We start from the raw sequence: 17,151 nt of genomic DNA, 5'->3' as shown, positions 1-17,151 counted from the left end.
ATCCTATGCTTCAGGCATTTTATGTACAACAAGAAATGGCTGGGCGCACTGGGTATAGTATGCAAGATGAATCTTCTGGTGCAGCTGGGGATATTCCTGCTTCACAAGGGAAGCTACTGGGAAGGTACATACAGATATATGGGAACCTACACCGATCCCAATCAGCTGGGATTTGCGGTGATCTCCACACTGTCTATACTCTTCCTGCTCAGGGACAAATGGAAGTACCTGTTTGTTCTGGTGGCTGCCATACTGATCGTACAGACATCCTCGGGCGGTATGCTCATAGCCCTTTGCATACTGGTATCCCTTGACGGTCTTATAATGCTGAAAAAAGCCATGGATAACGGCGGTATATCCTATACCCTGATATTCCTTACCATACTTGGCACGGGAGCTGTTATCCTGCTTATCATGCTGGACATAATCCATATTGACTGGGATCACTTCCGTATCTCCGACAAGCTCAGCGGCAATAAATCCGCGCTCCAGAGCTTTATTGATGACCGTGCACTCAATGTTGCCCAGGAACATCCCGAATACTTCCTTTTCGGATACGGTGAAGGCTTCTCCTTCCCCAGATACGGACACAGCGAAGAAATGCACTCAACATGGATCTCTCTGTGCTATTACTACGGAGTCCTCCCGTTCTGTATACTCCTTGCATGGATATACACCAATGTAAGGAATATCAAGCTGTATATGATACCTGTATACTGTGCGGTATTCCTTGAGGCTTTCACGCTCGTCAATCACCGTCAGGCATCCTTCTGGATGATAATCCTGCTGGCAAATGTCTGCTGTCAAAATGACGGAAAGCATGAATATTATGATGAATTTAAATATAAGGAGAGAAAAAGTGCGTAATTGTTTAGTGACGGTATTCTGCCTCGCCTACAATCATGAAAAATATATCAGAGCAACTTTCGAAGGTTTTATCAAGCAAAAGACTTCATTTGATTTCAAGGTAATTGTACACGACGACGCTTCAACAGATGATACTCCCAATATAATCAGGGAGTATATGGAAAAATATCCCGATATTTTTGAAGCCATATTCCAGGAGGATAACAAATACCAGAAAGGTATAGATATCGAGGATGAATACATCTTCCCCAAGCTCGGCGGAAAGTATGTGGCCGTATGCGAGGGGGATGATTACTGGACTGATCCCAATAAGCTTCAGCTCCAGGTAGATTATATGGAAAAGCACCCCGACTGCACTCTCTGTGTGCATAATACGGAGAAAATGTTCGAAGACGGCAGATCAACGGGAAAAAGCTTCAATAACTCTCGCAGGGAAAGGGACTACTCTTTTGAAGATATTATTCTTTCCGAGCCTTCGGCATATTTCCACTTCAGCTCATTCATGTGGAGATATGACACACTGAAGCATAAGAACAAAGCCTTTGCCATGGACGGCATCGGTGATTATCCCATGGCATTGTATCTGGCTTCCATAGGATATATCCATTATATACCAAAGATCATGTCGAGATACAGGCTGAATTCCATCGGCTCGTGGTCCGCGGCAATGGAATCCGACAACAGTAAAAAGGTTATTCAGCACAAAAACATTATCAAGGGCTTGAAGTCCATAGATGAGTATACAAAACACAGGTATTCTCCTGTTATCAGAAAGGCTGTCAGCCGTGAAAAAGCCAAGATAATGGTACTTGGGAACGACTATGCTTCCCTGCTCAGATCACCGCGGTGTACCGCTGCATTGTTCAGGACACTGACTCATAAGACAGTCAGAAAGGTCAGCGAAAAAGTTCAGGCGGTGCGCGGCAGATGAAAAGAGATACAGTAGTAAAAAATCTCTTCTGGAGACTGGGAGAACGCTTCGGAGCAAAGATGGTGCAGTTCCTTGTACAGATGATCCTTGCGAAGATGCTTGCTCCCGAGATCTGGGGAACGATAGGTCTTATCCTAATATTTATAGAGGTATTGCAGGTATTCATCGAAAGCGGACTCGGAAATGCGCTCATACAGAAAAAAGATGCGGACGATCTTGATTTTTCAACCGTTTTCTACTTCAACTGTGCGATATGCGGCACGGCGTATCTGCTGATGTTCCTGAGTGCTCCTCTGATCGCATGGTTTTATGACGCCCCCGAGCTTACAGCCGCTATAAGAGTAATGAGTCTTGTGCTGATAGTTTCGGGTATCAAGAATGTCCAGCAGGCTTATGTCAGCAGGAATATGCTGTTCAAACGCTTCTTCTTTGCAACTCTTATCGGCACTGTCACTGCCGCTGTTGTGGGAATAGCAATGGCATATCTTGGCATGGGATTATGGGCTATAATCGCTCAGAACCTCATCAACATCACCATTGACACCTGCGTTCTCTGGATCACGGTAAAATGGCGTCCTAAAAAATGCTTTTCCTTCCAGCGTCTGAAGGAGCTCTATTCCTTCGGCTGGAAACTCTTTGCTTCATCTCTGATGGAGGTCATATACCTTAAACTCAGAGGTCTTATCATCGGAAAGAAATACTCCAAGGAGGATCTTGCCTTTTATACCTACGGCGAGTATTTCCCTCAATTCATAACAAGCATACTCAATTCGTCCATAGACAGCGTACTGCTGCCGTCTATGTCCAGCGTTCAGGATTCGCGCGAAAATGTTAAAAACATGACAAGGCGTGCCATAAAGATAGGCACTTACATACTGATGCCGTTCATGGTAGGCATCATGGTATGTGCAGGCCCTGTTGTAAGGATAATCCTTTCAAAGGACTGGCTGCCGGTCATCCCTTATCTCAGGATACTGTGCATCTCCTATGCTTTCATGCCGATACATACCGCAAATCTTAACGCCATAAAGGCTATCGGAAGAAGCGATATCTACCTCAAACTCGAAGTAATAAAGAAGTTTGTTGACTTTGCTTCCATACTTGCCACAATGTTCATCTCTGTAAAAGCTATGGTATACGGTGTACTGGCTGCCTCGATAATCAGTCAGATCATCAACGCATGGCCGAATAAGAAGCTGCTGAACTACAGCTATCCCGAGCAGGTGGCGGATATGATACCTCAGATAATCGCATCAACTGTCATGGGCGCTGTTATATACCTTGTGAACCTCATCAACATTCACTACATACTGATGCTGGTCATCCAGGTGCCGTTAGGCGTGGCGGTATATATCATATGTTCAAAACTGATGCACATTGACAGCTTTGAGTATCTGCTTGATGTAATAAAAAGTCTGCTAAAGCGAAGGAAGGAAAAGAAAATATGAAAAAACTTATGATACTTGGCGGATCTGCCTTCATAATCCCTGTTATCAAAAAAGCACAGGAGCTCGGCTGCTATGTCATTACCTGTGATTATCTTCCTGATAATACAGCTCATAAGTATTCCGATGAATACTGCAATGTAAGCGTTATCGACAAGGAAGCTGTTCTTGAAGCGGCTAAAAAGCATGAGATAGACGGCATAATCTCATTTGCCTGCGATCCCGGCGTTGCATCGGCAGCCTATGCAGCCGAGAAACTGGGACTTTCCTTCCAGGGACCGTATGAATCCGTAAGGATACTTCAGGATAAGGGACTCTTCCGTAAATTCCTTACCGATAACGGTTTTAACTGCCCCCACTCAAAGAGCTATGACGATAAAAAGGCTCCTCTCGATGATATTGACTTCTTTGACTGGCCCGTTATTGTTAAACCCGTCGATTCGGCGGGAAGCAAGGGCGTTACAAGAGTAGATGATCCTAATAAGCTTCCCGAAGCCATCGAGATCGCTCTGGAAGCCGGACATAACGGACATTTTATCATTGAGGACTTCATCACATTCAAGGGCTTCCACGCAGACGGCGACTTTTTTACCGTGGACGGAAAGATAGTATTCGGACCGTTTGCAGATCAGCTCTTTGACAAGGACGCTGTTAACCCTTACACCCCCGCTATGCTCATATGGCCGGCAACCATGGACGAAGCCGATGACAAGGCTCTGCATGATGATATCCAGAGACTTATGTATGCCCTGAATATGAAAACAGGTATATACAATATCGAAGCCTGCATCGGTGCAAACGGCAAGCCTTATATCATGGAGGTATCTCCCCGCGGCGGAGGATGCAGGATCGCAGAGATACAGAATATGGCATACGGTGAATACGCTGATCTTATCGAAAATGAGATAAGAAAAGCAGTGGGACTCCCCCTCACAAAGATCGAGCAGGGAAAATGCGACGGTCACTGGATTCAGTTTGACCTCCATTCAGACACCGACCGCGACCGTGTCCTGAAATCTATCACTATTGATCCCGAGATAGAAAAAAACAATGTAAAATATACTATGATAACTGCAAAGCCCGGCGATGTGGTAAAGCCCTTTACAGGAGCTAACATGACTCTGGGAGATCTCTTCCTGAGATTTGACAGCCGTGAAGAACTTGATGAAGTAATGTCGCACCATAAAGACTGGATAAAATACGAATTTGAAGATTAAGTAAGGGATAAAAATGAAGGAAATAGGCGGATATATAGAATTTGAAACTTTTCATTCAGCTATGCTGTATGATGACGGCATAAAGCTGAACTGCGGAAGAAATGCTTTTGCATATCTCATAGAAAGCAGAAATATCAAAAAAATATGCTTTCCGAGGATGATGTGCGATTCAAACGATAAGGTGCTCAGCAAGCATAAAGTGGAAATAAGATATTATTCCATAGGAAAAGACCTGAAAATGGAAAATATCACTCTCGATGACGATGAATGGCTGTATGTTGTGAACTACTACGGACAGCTGTCAGATAAGTACATCCTTTCACTGAAGGAAAAATACGAAAGGATAATCGTGGACAATGCACAGGCATATTTCCAGAAGCCTGTTGCGGGAATCGATACGATCTATACCTGCCGCAAATTCTTCGGCGTCACCGACGGAGCGATATTGTATACCGATTCGGCAATCAAAAGGGAGCTTCCCGTTGACGAATCCTTTGAAAGGATCAATTTCCTTGTAGGCAGATTCGAAAGGACAGCTTCCGAATTCTACAGCGAATATGCTGCGAATAACGATATGTTCTTCGAGGAGCCCCTGAAGGGTATGTCAAGACTTACGGACAATATTCTCCACGGTCTCGATTATGAGTTCATCGAAAAGAGACGGACCGAGAACTTCAGGCATTACCACGAAGAGCTGGCATCTGTCAATACGCTGGAGCTGAGTATTCCCAAAGGCGCATTCATGTACCCGCTTTATATCGAGAACGGAATGAGTATCAAGGCAAAGCTCAGGGATATGAAGATCTATACCCCTACATTATGGCCGAATGTATTCGACAGCTGCACCGAAAACGATGCCGAATATGCTCTGTCGGAAAATATCATTCCGCTCCCCTGCGACCAAAGATATTCCTATATCGAAATCAATAATGTTATAGAGGCGATAAAACAATGTATAAACTCCGCGAATTAGAAAGCAGAGATCTTGCTGAAATAAACTCATGGAGAAACGATCCCGAACTGGTAAGCCAGCTTGGCGCACCGTTCAGATATATAAACCTGAAAGTTGACGAGGACTGGTTCGAGTATTATATGAAATCACGCTCAACAACTGTAAGATGCTCCATCGTTGACGATAATGACGTATTATATGGACTTATCAGTCTTACAGGCATAAACCAGTTCAACCAGTCTGCCGAGCTTCATCTGATGATCGGCAACAAGAAAAACCGAGGAAAAGGTATCGGTACATTTGCGGTCAAGGAAATGCTCTATCACGCATTTTATAATCTGAACCTCCACAGAGTCGAGCTTTCCTGCCTGGCAACCAACGCTATCTCACCGAAACTTTATAAAAAATGTGGATTCCAGAAGGAAGGAGTCAGACGAAAGGCCGTATTCAAAGCAGGGAAATATGTTGACCTGCATCTGTATTCGATCCTTAAAGAAGAATATATGGAGTTAAAAGAAAATGAATGAAAAGATTTTGGTAACCAGATCCTCCATGCCCGATTTTGACGAATACTGCAACGAGATAAAAGGACTCTGGGAAAGTCACTGGCTCACAAATATGGGCGAAAAACATATGCAGCTGCAGAAGGCTCTTGAGGATACTCTCGGCGTTTCTCACGTCACTCTGTATACCAACGGTCATCTTGCCCTCGAAAACATAATTGCTGCTATGGATCTGCCAGAGCACGGCGAAGTGATAACCACACCCTTTACATTTGCTTCAACGACCCACTCCATCGTAAGAAACGGACTTGAGCCCGTTTTCTGCGATATAAACGCCACAGACTATACAATCGACACCGATCTTATTGAAAACCTTATCACTGACAAGACCTGCGCAATAGTACCTGTTCATGTTTACGGAAATCTATGCGATGTTGAAAAGATACAGAAGATAGCCGATAAATACGATCTGAAGGTGATATACGACGCAGCCCATGCTTTCGGAGTAACATACAAAGGCGTAAACGCTGCCTGCTTCGGCTATGCTTCCATGTTCAGCTTCCACGCCACAAAGGTTTTCAATACTATCGAAGGCGGAGCTATCTGCTACAGTGATGACAGCCTTGTACAGAAGCTGAATGACATGAAGAATTTCGGTATACACAGCCCAGAAGAGGTAATCTATGCCGGAGGAAACGCAAAAATGAATGAGTTCCAGGCCGCTATGGGCATCTGCAATCTCAGACATCTTGACGATGAGATCGAAAAAAGGCGCAGAGTGACCGAGCATTACAGGAGCCGTCTTGAAAATGTCAGCGGTATCACCCTCTGCAGACCTCAGGCGGACGTCAAGCAGAACTACGCTTATTTCCCTGCGGTATTTGATGAAAAGCTCTTCGGCGCAACAAGAGACGAAGTATGCCAGGCTCTTGCGGATAACAACATAAACGCAAGAAAGTACTTCTATCCTCTGACAAATACCTTTGACTGCTTCAAGGGTAAATATGATGCCGGCAAAACGCCTGTTGCGCTGCACATAAGCAAGCGTGTGCTCACTCTCCCGCTTTATGCTGACCTCAGCACAGAAAGCGTTGACAGGATATGCGATGTGATTCTTGGCTTGAAAAAAGCTGATTGAATGTCATTTAATGACAAATCTATGATTATTTAGAAAGGCTGTCACCATGAAGAATGATGAAAGAAACGTAATTGATTTTAAAGAGATATTTTCTCTGATTTTCAGAAGATTATGGTTAATAATCTTATTTGCCGTATGCGGCGGAATAATTGCTTTCTGTATTTCCAAGTATCTTATCGCACCAAAATATGAAGCCCACGTCAATCTATATGTTCAGAGCGATTCACCTCTTATTACAAACGGTATCTCATCAAACTCAAATGATAACAGAGGCGATGTAAATAACCTGAAACAGCTTACCAATACATACATAGAAGTTCTCAATGACGATCTTGTTATGCAGGAAATGGGAAGCGAACTCATGACAAGATTCGGATATGATATTATAAGCAAAGTTTTTACAGTTGACAAGGATAACAATATCCCCGCAAATGAGCTCCGAAGCACGATATTCATCGAAAGCGTCCCGGACACTCTCGTTCTGAAGCTGAAGGTCATCACCAAAGACCCGGAAGTTTCTGTGGCGATATGCAATTATTTTGCCGTATATTCCGATATATACATCCAGAAGGCTATCGGCAGCGGATGCAAGGCTCAGTACATGACATGGGCAAAATACAACGATGTTCCCGTATCACCCAATATGCTCAAAAATACAGCTCTCGGAGTGATATCGGCAATACTCTTCTCTCTGCTCCTCATATTCGTGATGGACTTCTTTGACGATTCCGTAAGAGATGTATCTTCTCTCGGCAACAGATACGACAAGTCCGTTATCGGCGAGGTCGGACACTTCAGGAGCAAGCTTCTCAACAACGATAAAAAAAGCGAATTTGTCAGTCTTTTCGATAAATATGTCCCGTTTACAGTCATCGAAAACTACAAGTCCATACGTACAAGTATAATATACAGGCTTTCTTCCTATGACAAGAAGGTCATATCCATTTCCTCAGCAGAGCCCTTTGAAGGAAAATCCATTACCGCTGCAAATATAGCAATAACTCTCGCACAGGGCGGAAACAAGGTCCTTCTTATCGACGCTGATCTCAGAAATCCCGCTCAACATGAAATATTCCGTATCAGCGAAAAAAGAGGCCTTTCAAATGCTCTGACCGATGTCTCTGATATCGACAGATACATAAAGAAGACATTCATGGACAAGCTGGATATAATCACCTCCGGTGAGGCTGTATCCAATCCTTCGGAACTGGTAGCATCTGAGAATATGGACAGGATAATCGAAAAGCTGGAGGAGAGATATTCATATATAATCATTGATACTCCCGCAGTCAACTTCTTCACCGACTCTGTTGAGATAGCCAAGAAGGTTTCAGGCATGATCATGGTGGTAAGATATAACGAGACATCAACAGCCGACATCGACTCCGCAGTAAGCAGGATCGAGTTCTTTGAGGCAAATATGCTGGGATTCATTCTCAATGACGTAAAGAATAAAAAGAAGTATAACAAGTTTATTGAACCTGCAAGAAGCATAGCCCCCTCACACAGGCTCACAGACGCTCAGATGGTGCACAGGAACAGTTCATCATACAGAGCAAACAACAACAGCAGGAACAATAACAGCAGCAGACAGAACAGCAACAGGAACCGGAACACCGGCAACAATAAAACAAGAAAATAACCTATACCTTAATAACATAAAAACAGCGGTGTACTGCTTATCAGAAGCGTACACCGCTGTTTTTATTTAATCCCGATAAAACATCCTGAACATTATACCGCGGAGCTTTTGCAGGTCAATAAAAATGAAGGAGCAAAAGCTCCTTCGGAAATAAAAAGGATATGTATTTATTTTACAGGAAGTGTCGGTATAATATCAAGGAGATACATCTGTATCGCCAGGGCATCATTTCCCGTGATGCCGTCAGAGCCTTCAACATCGGCATTGATCCTGCCCTGCTCGGTAATATGGCCGTTTTCGCTTCCGTTAAGGCCGTATTTATCGGGATTTGCAAGGGATTGCATTATGAGTATGGCATCTGACAGATCCACCTTATTATCCATGTTCGCATCTCCCGGCAATGTCTGTTTATCCGATCCTTCGGGAGCTTTTTCCTTCAATATCTGTGAGCCTGCCTCCTGCCCCGGTGTCACAAGGTCAAGAGTGGCCGAAGCATAATATGTATATCCCTTCTCGCTGCAATATTCCTTTATGGACTCAATAAGTGCGCTGTTCTTTGTATATTCAAGCAGATAAACGTCTTTCCCGTTGTCGCTGACCAGCTTACAGTACTTCTGGAAATAATCCCTCTCATCAGGCTCATTTTCTGTGAATTTCTTACCGTGATCCCAGTCTACTGCACTGAATACCGACTCCTGATTAACAGCGTCCATTACCGCATCCAGGTTATTATTGCGTTTGGCATACTCTTTTACATACGTATCGCCGCCGTTGATTATAACGTACGTGCCGTAATTCTTGAAGCCCTTGAGTATCTCCGTAACTCCCTTATATATCTTATCCTCTTTGAAGTTGTAATACACGTCGCAGTTATCAACGAAAAGGCCGTCAACACCTGTAGCCAGTATATCCTTCGCAAGCTTGTTCACCACAAAGTCCTGCCACTTTTCCTGAGAAACATCTATCCATCTTTCATCCTCCCAGTTTTTATATACGCCGAGAGAATATTCTCTGTACGTCTCAAAATAAGGACGGAATTCTTCTACGGAACCAAGATTTATATAGCTGTAAACGATGTGTCCCGACTCCTTTAAACGGCTGATCTCATCTTTGGAGAAATACTGTGCATCAATAACTATCTTTTTATAGCTCTCCATATCGGCTGCATCCTCAGGTTCAGCTCCGAGGAAAACACCGTACTCGTATTTGATATCTGCTGCATCTGCCTGTAAACAGTCACTGCTGTTCAGTATAGGCGCGAAACATAATGCTGCTGCGGTTATCATGCTTGTTATTCTGCTTTTTTTCATCTTGATCCTCTTTTCATAAAGTATTTTTATGGTCTGTGCTATCGGGCATTCCGTGCAGGATATGCGCCTTTAATTATAAATACGAAATAAGAAATAAATATCAGACAGGATTTTTGTATGATCGCAGAAAAATTTCCATAATTATAGCCCGCAGTCCCATATTGTGCCGGACTGCGGGCTTTTTCTTTTTAAAACCTGAGCTGTTCGCCGCTGTGCAGAGCAATGAGCCTGTCTCCCATAAGCTCCTTCATCATGTCAAATGCAGGAATACACGTACAATGACCACTATCAAAAAACTGCCGGCACACAAAAAAACAGCTTCCCCGGTGTGGCGGAGAAGCTGCCAGTCTTTCATAAATGTACTTTTAGGAGGTTATACACTTAATGGTTTCAGCTAAATTCATTTTAAAACGTTACATCGTCCTGTACTGCACATTCGGTCTCTTCCTCTCACGATGGAGCGAAGCATACCAAGCACATAGGATGTTTTATTACTCATTCTGTTCACTCCTTTCGTTTGGTATGGCTTTATTATAGCACTGATACAGGCACTTGTCCAATGCAAAAAAGCAATTGCAGATTATAGAAAAAAGCTATATCTCCAGCACTTGAAATATCAGACCAACAATGTTATACTTATTGAACAAGTAGGAATAGAGATTATTCGTCTGCACTTGCACGATGTACGGTATATGTAGCATATCCGCCCTCAATATTGTATACGTTATAACCCCTGTCTTCAAGTATCTCAGCTACCTCTGCACTCAGGTCGCCCGTTCTGCACAGAACGTAGACAGGCTTGTCCTTTGGCAGCTTTGAAAGTCCTGTTGATATCTCATCAAAAGGTACATTCACAGAACCGTTGAATCCATTAAGCTCAAATTCTTCCTTACTGCGTATATCGAGCAGAGTTACCATATCTGTATCAAGTGCGGCTATCTCTGCCGCTTTTATACTTTTCATATAAATATATCCTTTCGGGAGGTTTTATAATGGCGCTTACCGACGAACAGCTTTCACGCTATTCAAGACATATCACGCTAAAAGAGATCGGCGCAAAGGGGCAGAAAAAACTCCTTGCCGCAAAAGTCCTTATCATAGGTGCAGGCGGTCTCGGAGCCCCTGCCGCAATGTATCTCGCAGCCGCAGGTGTGGGTACCATAGGTATTGCAGACAGCGACAAGGTTGAATTGTCCAATCTGCAAAGGCAGATAATCCACACAACAAATGATGTAGGCAAATCTAAAGTACAGTCTGCCGCCGAAACTATAAATGCTCTTAACCCCGACGTGAACGTCGTGACCTATGAAGCATATATAAACAGCAAGAACATTGCCGATATTATTAAGAATTACGATTTTATCATTGACGGCACAGACAATTTTCCAGCAAAATTTCTCATAAACGATGCCTGTGTTCTGGGAGGCAAGCCCTTCTGTCATGCAGGCATACTGCGCTTTGAGGGGCAGCTGATGACATATATCCCGGGTAAAGGTCCGTGTTATCGCTGTATATTTGAAGCCCCGCCGCCGAAGGACTCTGTGCCAAGCTGCCGCGAGGCGGGAGTTATCGGAGCAATGGCAGGAATAATCGGTTCCATGCAGGCTCTTGAAGCCGTGAAATATATCACGGGACAGGGCGAAATGCTCTCGGGAAGTATGCTTATATTTGACGGACTGAAAATGGAATGGCGAAAGGTCAAACTGCCGAAAAAAGTACACTCTTGCCCTGTATGCGGTGATAATCCGAGAATAACCGAGCTTTTTGATGAGGGACAGCAGATATGCTCACTTAAATAGAGATCAGTTCCCTGACGACCTCTCCCGCAATAAGAAGTCCCGCCACAGCAGGTACAAATGCCGTACTTCCGGGAATATCCCTGCGTTCTGTGCATTTATGCTGTGCTCCGGGAGGGCAGATACAGTGACTGCGGCAGCTTATGGACATATCTTCAAGAGGCCGTACAGGCTGTTCATCCGAATATACCACTTTCAGTGCTTTTACACCGCGCTTTCTGAGTTCATGCCGCATTACCCTTGCCAGAGGACAGACTGAGGTCTCGTAAATGTCAGCTATTTTCATCCGTCCCGCATCGAGCTTGTTGCCTGCTCCCATTGCGCTTATCACAGGCATATTTTTGCTTTTGCAGCGCATGATGAGCTCCAGCTTTGCCGTGACCGTATCAACTGCATCAATAACATAATCATATTCATCAAATGGAAAATCATCAGCATTTTCCGGCAGAAAGAAGCATTTGTGTATACGTATATCCGCTTCGGGATTTATCTCAAGCATACGTTCTGCCATGACCTCTGCCTTGTATTTCCCCACTGTTTTTCTTGTGGCAAGAATCTGACGGTTAAGGTTTGTCAGGCATACCTTGTCATCGTCGATAAGGTCGAAATGGCCTATGCCGCTGCGCACAAGTGCTTCGCAGACATAACCGCCCACACCGCCTATGCCAAATACCGCTACCCTCGATTCCGAGAGCCTTTTTATCGCTTCCGCACCGATAAGAAGCTGTGTCCTTGAAAACTGATTGAGCATTTTATCCCTCACTTATTTGTATTATGTCTATATATATAGTATGATTATATACCATATTATAAGGATTGTCAATAAGAAAAACTTAGAATTCCTATTGACAAAATATGCATATTATGGTATATTATACATAGTCATTCAGTATGTATTGTGGAGGTGTTTGTTATGCAGGTATATATGTGTAAGATGGATAATTGTATAATAAGCTGCTCCGCGCCTGTTGTATCATAGGCTTTTCCTGCCTGTAAATAAACAGCCTGACGCGGAGACAGAAATGTCTCTATTTTTTTATATACAGGAGTGATATCATGAAAAGAATCGAAGTCATCTCTCTGAACAGAATTGGTCTTGTCAGAGAGATATCCAACGTAATCAGACGTTTGAACGGTAACATAATCACACATACAGCTAATGTAGTGACAGATGAAAAGAATACCTATGTTTCACATTTTACTGCCGATATAAACTTTGCAGCTTCATCCGAAAACGAAGCTGTTTCACGCAGGCTTCGCAGAATAAAAAATGTTCGGCAGGTAATAGTGACCGATCTGTGAGGTGACAGCAATGAACGAAAATATCAGAAAAGCAATTTACGACAAATACATAGCACCAACCAAGAAAGAACGTCCCGATTATATCGGTGTGGAAATAGAGATGCCGGTGGTTGACCTGGGAGGAACACCAGTAGACGAAAATATCTCAATAAGCGTAGCGGAAAAATTCACGGAACATTTCGGCTTTGCTCCCGAAGGTCACGATTCATACGGCAGCCTTACATCAGCAAAGCACAGTCCTACCGGTGATATACTCTCATTCGACTGCTGCTACTCAAATCTCGAACTCTCATTCGGGAAAGCTGTAAGTCTCTTTGAAGTCAAGGAACGTTTTGAGAAATACTGCAAATTCCTGAACTCGGAATTTTCAAAATACAACTATACTCTCACCGGCATGGGAGTAAATCCCCATGCCGATATAAACCACAACAAGCCCATACAGAACGAGCGCTACCGTATGCTTTATCACTATCTGCACTCCTATCCCCGGCATACAAAAGAAGTTGATATACGCTTCCATGAGCGCCCCGATTTCGGTACATTCACAAGCGCATCACAGGTACAGCTCGATGTGAGATATGACGAACTTACCGACGTTATCAATGTTTTCGGTATGCTTGAACCATATAAAGCACTCCTCTTTGCAAATTCCTACCTTCCTGACTACCCTCAGTTCCTCTGTGTGAGAAATATGCTCTGGGAGTACAGTATGCAGGGCTATAACCCTCATAATGTAGGAATGTTCGCACAGAAGCTGTCCGGCATTGAAGAGCTTGTTGACTACATAGGCACACAGTCCATATACTGCACCATGCGTGACGGTAAATATGTGGATTTCACTCCTGTTACCATTGATGAATACTTCTCAAGGAGCAGTATCGAAGGCGAATACTATGACGGTGAAAGCTACCGCAGGATATCTTTTTCACCCGAAAGCAACGATATAGAATACCTTCGTACCTTTAAATTTGAGGATCTCACTTTCAGAGGCACTATAGAATACAGGAGCTCATGCTGTCAGCCTCTTTCGGAAGCAATGACAGTTGCGGCCTTCCATACAGGTCTGAAAGAACAGCTTTACGAACTGAAAGAGCTGCTTGAAAACGACAGGATAATATATTCTCACGGCTTTAATGCCATCGAGCTGCAGAATATGCTTTCAAAACGCAAGCTGCCCGATTTCCTTGATGAGACCGAGGTCGAGAAACAACTTATAAATATTCTTGATATCGCAGCTGTGGGACTGAAAAAACGCGGACTCGGCGAGGAAGTCCTTCTCGCTCCGCTTTATGAGCGTGCCGAAAGACATACAAATCCGGCCAGGACCATGCTTGAAGGTATATCAAAGGGAATACCGATAACAAATTATATTGAGCAGTACGCTGCCATATGAGGTAAATAAAATGAATGAGTATTATTACAGGGGGAAATTCGGGATAGAGCGCGAAACACTGAGAGTTGACAGCCACGGCAGACTTGCTCAGACCGTTCACCCCTTTGGCAATGACGAACACATCACCCGTGACTTCTGCGAAAATCAGATAGAACTTGTAACTCCTGTTGCAGAGAGCATAGACGAAGCCCTCGGCCATCTTGCGGAGCTTGACAGAAGAGCAAGAAAGGTACTCTCCGATAACGGCGAGAGTTTATGGCTTTACAGCAATCCGCCCCATTTTGACAGCGAGGACGATATACCGATAGCCGATTTTACAGGCGACCATTCCTCAAAGCGTGCATACCGTGAAGTACTGCAGCGCAAATACGGAAAAAAGCTCATGCTTTTCTCGGGAATACACTTCAATTTCTCCTTTTCCGAGGAGCTCATCAGAGAGCTTAATACCGAAGGTGTGGACTTCCGAACTTTCAAAGACGAGCTTTATCTCAGACTTTACAAACACCTTATGATAAACAGCTACCTGCTTGTGCTTCTTACTGCGGCAAGTCCTTATTATGATGCTTCTCTTGACAAAGAAGGAAAAAGCGGTATAATTATGAGTGGATATTCCTCACTCCGCAACAGTGACCGCGGCTACTGGAACAAATTCCTGCCTATCCTCGACCACAGAAGTCTGAAGACCTTCACGGGCAGCATCAAAAAACATATAGTAACAGGCTCTCTGTATTCGGCAAGCGAGCTGTATCTGCCAATACGTCTTAAACCCAAGGGCGTGAACAGCCTTGAAAACCTTGCGGCAAACGGTGTTGACCACATTGAGCTTAGAATGTTCGACCTTGATCCCTCCGCACCTCTCGGCATTGACGGCAGAGAACTTGAATTCGCACATCTGCTCATACTGTATCTGCTCTCACAGCCCGATTTCGACTTCACTCCCGATTTGCAGGAAAAGGCTGTCAGCGACCATAAAAATGCGGCACTGCTTAACCCCGACGCCGAACTTTTGGAACGTGGTGAAAGCGTGATCGAGGAAATGGAAAGTCATTTCAGTGACAATAAAAAAGCACTTGAAATTATTGGCTTTGAAAAAGAAAAAATAAGCGGACGAAAGGTCTGTAATCGCTCTGACAGCACTAAACTCTTTAAATAAGGCGGTGATATAATGTGCGAGCTTCTCGGCTTCACTTCGGCAAGAAATACTGATATATCAGACTATCTGCGGACATTCTTTTCCCACAGCAACAAGAATCCTCACGGCTGGGGAATGATGTACGAAACTGACAGGCGTGAGATACTGAAGGAACCTGTCAGTGCTGAAGCCAGCTCTTTTCTGTCCGATGTTATCGACTATATGCCGCCGCAAAAGGCTTTACTTGCACACATCAGATACGCTACCGTCGGAACTGTAAACCAGCGCAACTGCCACCCGTTTACGGGTTCGGACATTTCGGGCAGAGAATGGACTCTGATACATAACGGAACTATCCTGAACAGCAAGCACAATCACAGATATTCCGCAATACAATCAGGCGATACGGACTCCGAACGTTTCTTCCTTTCTCTCCTTGATAATATGAATGAGCATATTGCAAGAAATGTTCCCAACGAACGTGAGCGCTTCGAGATAGTGAATAAATTCATCGTCGAAAATGCTCCGAGAAACAAGCTTAATCTGATGATATATGACGGAGAACTCTTGTACGTCCATAAAAATCTGAAAAACACCCTCTGCTTCAAAAGACTTGAAGACGGGCTTATTTTCTCTACCAAGCCCCTCGATGACGGAGTATGGATACCCTTCCCCATGGCTCAGGTAATAGCTTACAATAACGGTCAGGAGGTCCACCGCGGCGACCGCCACAAGGGCACTTTTATACCTACATTGGAGTATATCACCGCTATGGACGCAATGTATATATAACAGGAGAATAGTATGGGATATAATTTTTACGGCTGGGAAAATGCCTCAGTCCCGCCGATAAACAACGATTTCAACGGTATTGGCGATCCACGTCAGCTCTATGACGCTCTTACCCAAATATGGTGCGAATACACCTGCGCTCCCCGTCTGCGCGGGAAGTGGAGCAAGGATAATATCACTCTCGGACAGTGCTCCGTTACCGCTTTTCTGGCGCAGGATATTTTCGGCGGCAAAGTTTACGGAGTCCTCAGACCTGCCGGGAATTATCACTGCTATAACGTTGTGGGAGATGTTGTGTTCGACCTTACCAGTGAACAGTTCGGCAATGAAAAGCTGAACTATACCGATAACCCCGAACAGCTTCGAGAGGTGCATTTCGCAAAGACTGAAAAGCTTGAGCGGTATGAGTACCTCAAAGCTGAACTTTTAAAATATACGGTGAAATAATATGAGTGCAAATGAACTTAAACAGGCTGTTATCACTGAAAACGAAATTGCTTTCTCACATAGCGGCAATGATTATTTACTCTACGGCTGGGATCAGTGTGACGGCTATGTGCTCAGCCTCGAACGTGAAGGAGAGCTTGTATGGCAGTCCGCACCACAGCCGAAAAAGGTCTGCATAGAGGATTTTATCAGCTATTATTCCGAACTATAACTGATTATAGATTTTCGGGATTGGACAGTTACTGCATTATGGAGTATAATAATAACATCAAATGAAAGGAGTT

The 17,151-nt window shown here is 44.0% G+C and carries 18 protein-coding genes; 15 read left to right on the top strand and 3 right to left on the bottom strand.

Going from position 1 to position 17,151, the window contains the following annotated elements:
- The first annotated feature begins 21 nt into the window (after window positions 1–21).
- The 8 genes from RF007C_RS14995 to RF007C_RS14960 are packed head-to-tail and all read left to right on the top strand — an operon-like array spanning window position 22 to window position 8,695.
- Window positions 22–867, top strand: coding sequence for a hypothetical protein (locus tag RF007C_RS14995; protein WP_141630230.1), 846 nt, complete (start codon window positions 22–24; stop codon window positions 865–867).
- Complete coding sequence (locus RF007C_RS14990; RefSeq protein WP_161634899.1) at window positions 860–1,798, top strand: glycosyltransferase; 939 nt, start codon at window positions 860–862, stop codon at window positions 1,796–1,798. Before RF007C_RS14995 ends, RF007C_RS14990 begins: the two co-directional genes overlap by 8 nt.
- The gene (locus RF007C_RS14985) at window positions 1,795–3,246 is read left to right on the top strand and encodes a lipopolysaccharide biosynthesis protein (RefSeq protein WP_037301259.1); all 1,452 of its coding nucleotides are present in this window, start codon (window positions 1,795–1,797) and stop codon (window positions 3,244–3,246) included. The genes RF007C_RS14990 and RF007C_RS14985 overlap by 4 nt, the downstream gene beginning before the upstream one ends.
- Window positions 3,243–4,460 (top strand): ATP-grasp domain-containing protein, encoded by a 1,218-nt coding sequence (locus tag RF007C_RS14980; RefSeq protein ID WP_037301256.1) that lies wholly within the window; start codon window positions 3,243–3,245, stop codon window positions 4,458–4,460. Before RF007C_RS14985 ends, RF007C_RS14980 begins: the two co-directional genes overlap by 4 nt.
- A gap of 13 nt (window positions 4,461–4,473) precedes the next feature.
- Window positions 4,474–5,433 carry a DegT/DnrJ/EryC1/StrS aminotransferase family protein gene (locus RF007C_RS14975; RefSeq protein WP_037301254.1) on the top strand — a complete coding sequence of 320 codons (960 nt, stop codon included), beginning with the start codon at window positions 4,474–4,476 and terminating at the stop codon, window positions 5,431–5,433.
- Window positions 5,412–5,939 carry a GNAT family N-acetyltransferase gene (locus RF007C_RS14970; RefSeq protein ID WP_019680556.1) on the top strand — a complete coding sequence of 176 codons (528 nt, stop codon included), beginning with the start codon at window positions 5,412–5,414 and terminating at the stop codon, window positions 5,937–5,939. The genes RF007C_RS14975 and RF007C_RS14970 overlap by 22 nt, the downstream gene beginning before the upstream one ends.
- Entirely contained in the window at window positions 5,932–7,053 is a 1,122-nt protein-coding gene (locus RF007C_RS14965; protein WP_037301251.1) for a DegT/DnrJ/EryC1/StrS family aminotransferase, read from the top strand. The genes RF007C_RS14970 and RF007C_RS14965 overlap by 8 nt, the downstream gene beginning before the upstream one ends.
- A 46-nt stretch (window positions 7,054–7,099) precedes the next feature.
- Window positions 7,100–8,695 (top strand): polysaccharide biosynthesis tyrosine autokinase, encoded by a 1,596-nt coding sequence (locus RF007C_RS14960; RefSeq protein WP_051456709.1) that lies wholly within the window; start codon window positions 7,100–7,102, stop codon window positions 8,693–8,695.
- A 167-nt stretch (window positions 8,696–8,862) separates the two neighbouring features.
- Here the strand turns inward: RF007C_RS14960 and RF007C_RS18265 are convergent, their stop codons facing one another.
- Window positions 8,863–10,005 (bottom strand): endo alpha-1,4 polygalactosaminidase, encoded by a 1,143-nt coding sequence (locus tag RF007C_RS18265; protein ID WP_037301247.1) that lies wholly within the window; start codon window positions 10,003–10,005, stop codon window positions 8,863–8,865.
- Window positions 10,006–10,665: 660 nt separating this feature from the next.
- Window positions 10,666–10,968, bottom strand: a complete 303-nt coding sequence (locus RF007C_RS14950; RefSeq protein ID WP_037301244.1) for a rhodanese-like domain-containing protein — start codon at window positions 10,966–10,968, stop codon at window positions 10,666–10,668.
- Window positions 10,969–10,997: 29 nt separating this feature from the next.
- On the opposite strand from RF007C_RS14950, the gene RF007C_RS14945 reads away from it, so the two are divergent.
- Window positions 10,998–11,804, top strand: coding sequence for a HesA/MoeB/ThiF family protein (locus RF007C_RS14945; RefSeq protein ID WP_037301243.1), 807 nt, complete (start codon window positions 10,998–11,000; stop codon window positions 11,802–11,804).
- Here RF007C_RS14945 and RF007C_RS14940 read toward each other — a convergent pair.
- Window positions 11,797–12,552 carry a tRNA threonylcarbamoyladenosine dehydratase gene (locus RF007C_RS14940; RefSeq protein ID WP_037301241.1) on the bottom strand — a complete coding sequence of 252 codons (756 nt, stop codon included), beginning with the start codon at window positions 12,550–12,552 and terminating at the stop codon, window positions 11,797–11,799. The two genes, RF007C_RS14945 and RF007C_RS14940, sit on opposite strands and share 8 nt — an antisense overlap.
- A 305-nt stretch (window positions 12,553–12,857) precedes the next feature.
- On the opposite strand from RF007C_RS14940, the gene RF007C_RS14935 reads away from it, so the two are divergent.
- The 6 genes from RF007C_RS14935 to RF007C_RS14910 are packed head-to-tail and all read left to right on the top strand — an operon-like array spanning window position 12,858 to window position 17,078.
- The gene (locus RF007C_RS14935) at window positions 12,858–13,103 is read left to right on the top strand and encodes an ACT domain-containing protein (protein ID WP_037301239.1); all 246 of its coding nucleotides are present in this window, start codon (window positions 12,858–12,860) and stop codon (window positions 13,101–13,103) included.
- A 10-nt stretch (window positions 13,104–13,113) separates the two neighbouring features.
- Window positions 13,114–14,496: a glutamylcysteine synthetase gene (locus tag RF007C_RS14930; RefSeq protein ID WP_037301237.1), complete on the top strand. Its 1,383-nt coding sequence runs from the start codon at window positions 13,114–13,116 to the stop codon at window positions 14,494–14,496.
- 10 nt (window positions 14,497–14,506) lie between these two features.
- Window positions 14,507–15,649 (top strand): glutamate-cysteine ligase family protein, encoded by a 1,143-nt coding sequence (locus RF007C_RS14925; RefSeq protein WP_037301235.1) that lies wholly within the window; start codon window positions 14,507–14,509, stop codon window positions 15,647–15,649.
- A 12-nt stretch (window positions 15,650–15,661) separates the two neighbouring features.
- A complete protein-coding gene (locus RF007C_RS14920) occupies window positions 15,662–16,420 on the top strand; it encodes a class II glutamine amidotransferase (RefSeq protein WP_019680565.1) in 759 nt (252 codons plus the stop codon).
- 12 nt (window positions 16,421–16,432) lie between these two features.
- Complete coding sequence (locus RF007C_RS14915; protein WP_019680566.1) at window positions 16,433–16,867, top strand: YunG family protein; 435 nt, start codon at window positions 16,433–16,435, stop codon at window positions 16,865–16,867.
- Window position 16,868: 1 nt separating this feature from the next.
- A complete protein-coding gene (locus RF007C_RS14910) occupies window positions 16,869–17,078 on the top strand; it encodes a hypothetical protein (RefSeq protein ID WP_019680567.1) in 210 nt (69 codons plus the stop codon).
- The last annotated feature ends 73 nt before the right edge of the window (window positions 17,079–17,151 follow it).

The sequence above is a fragment of the Ruminococcus flavefaciens 007c genome (assembly GCF_000571935.1).
Lineage (GTDB): Bacteria > Bacillota > Clostridia > Oscillospirales > Ruminococcaceae > Ruminococcus > Ruminococcus flavefaciens_F.
This window is presented reverse-complemented; position numbering and strand designations above follow the sequence as displayed.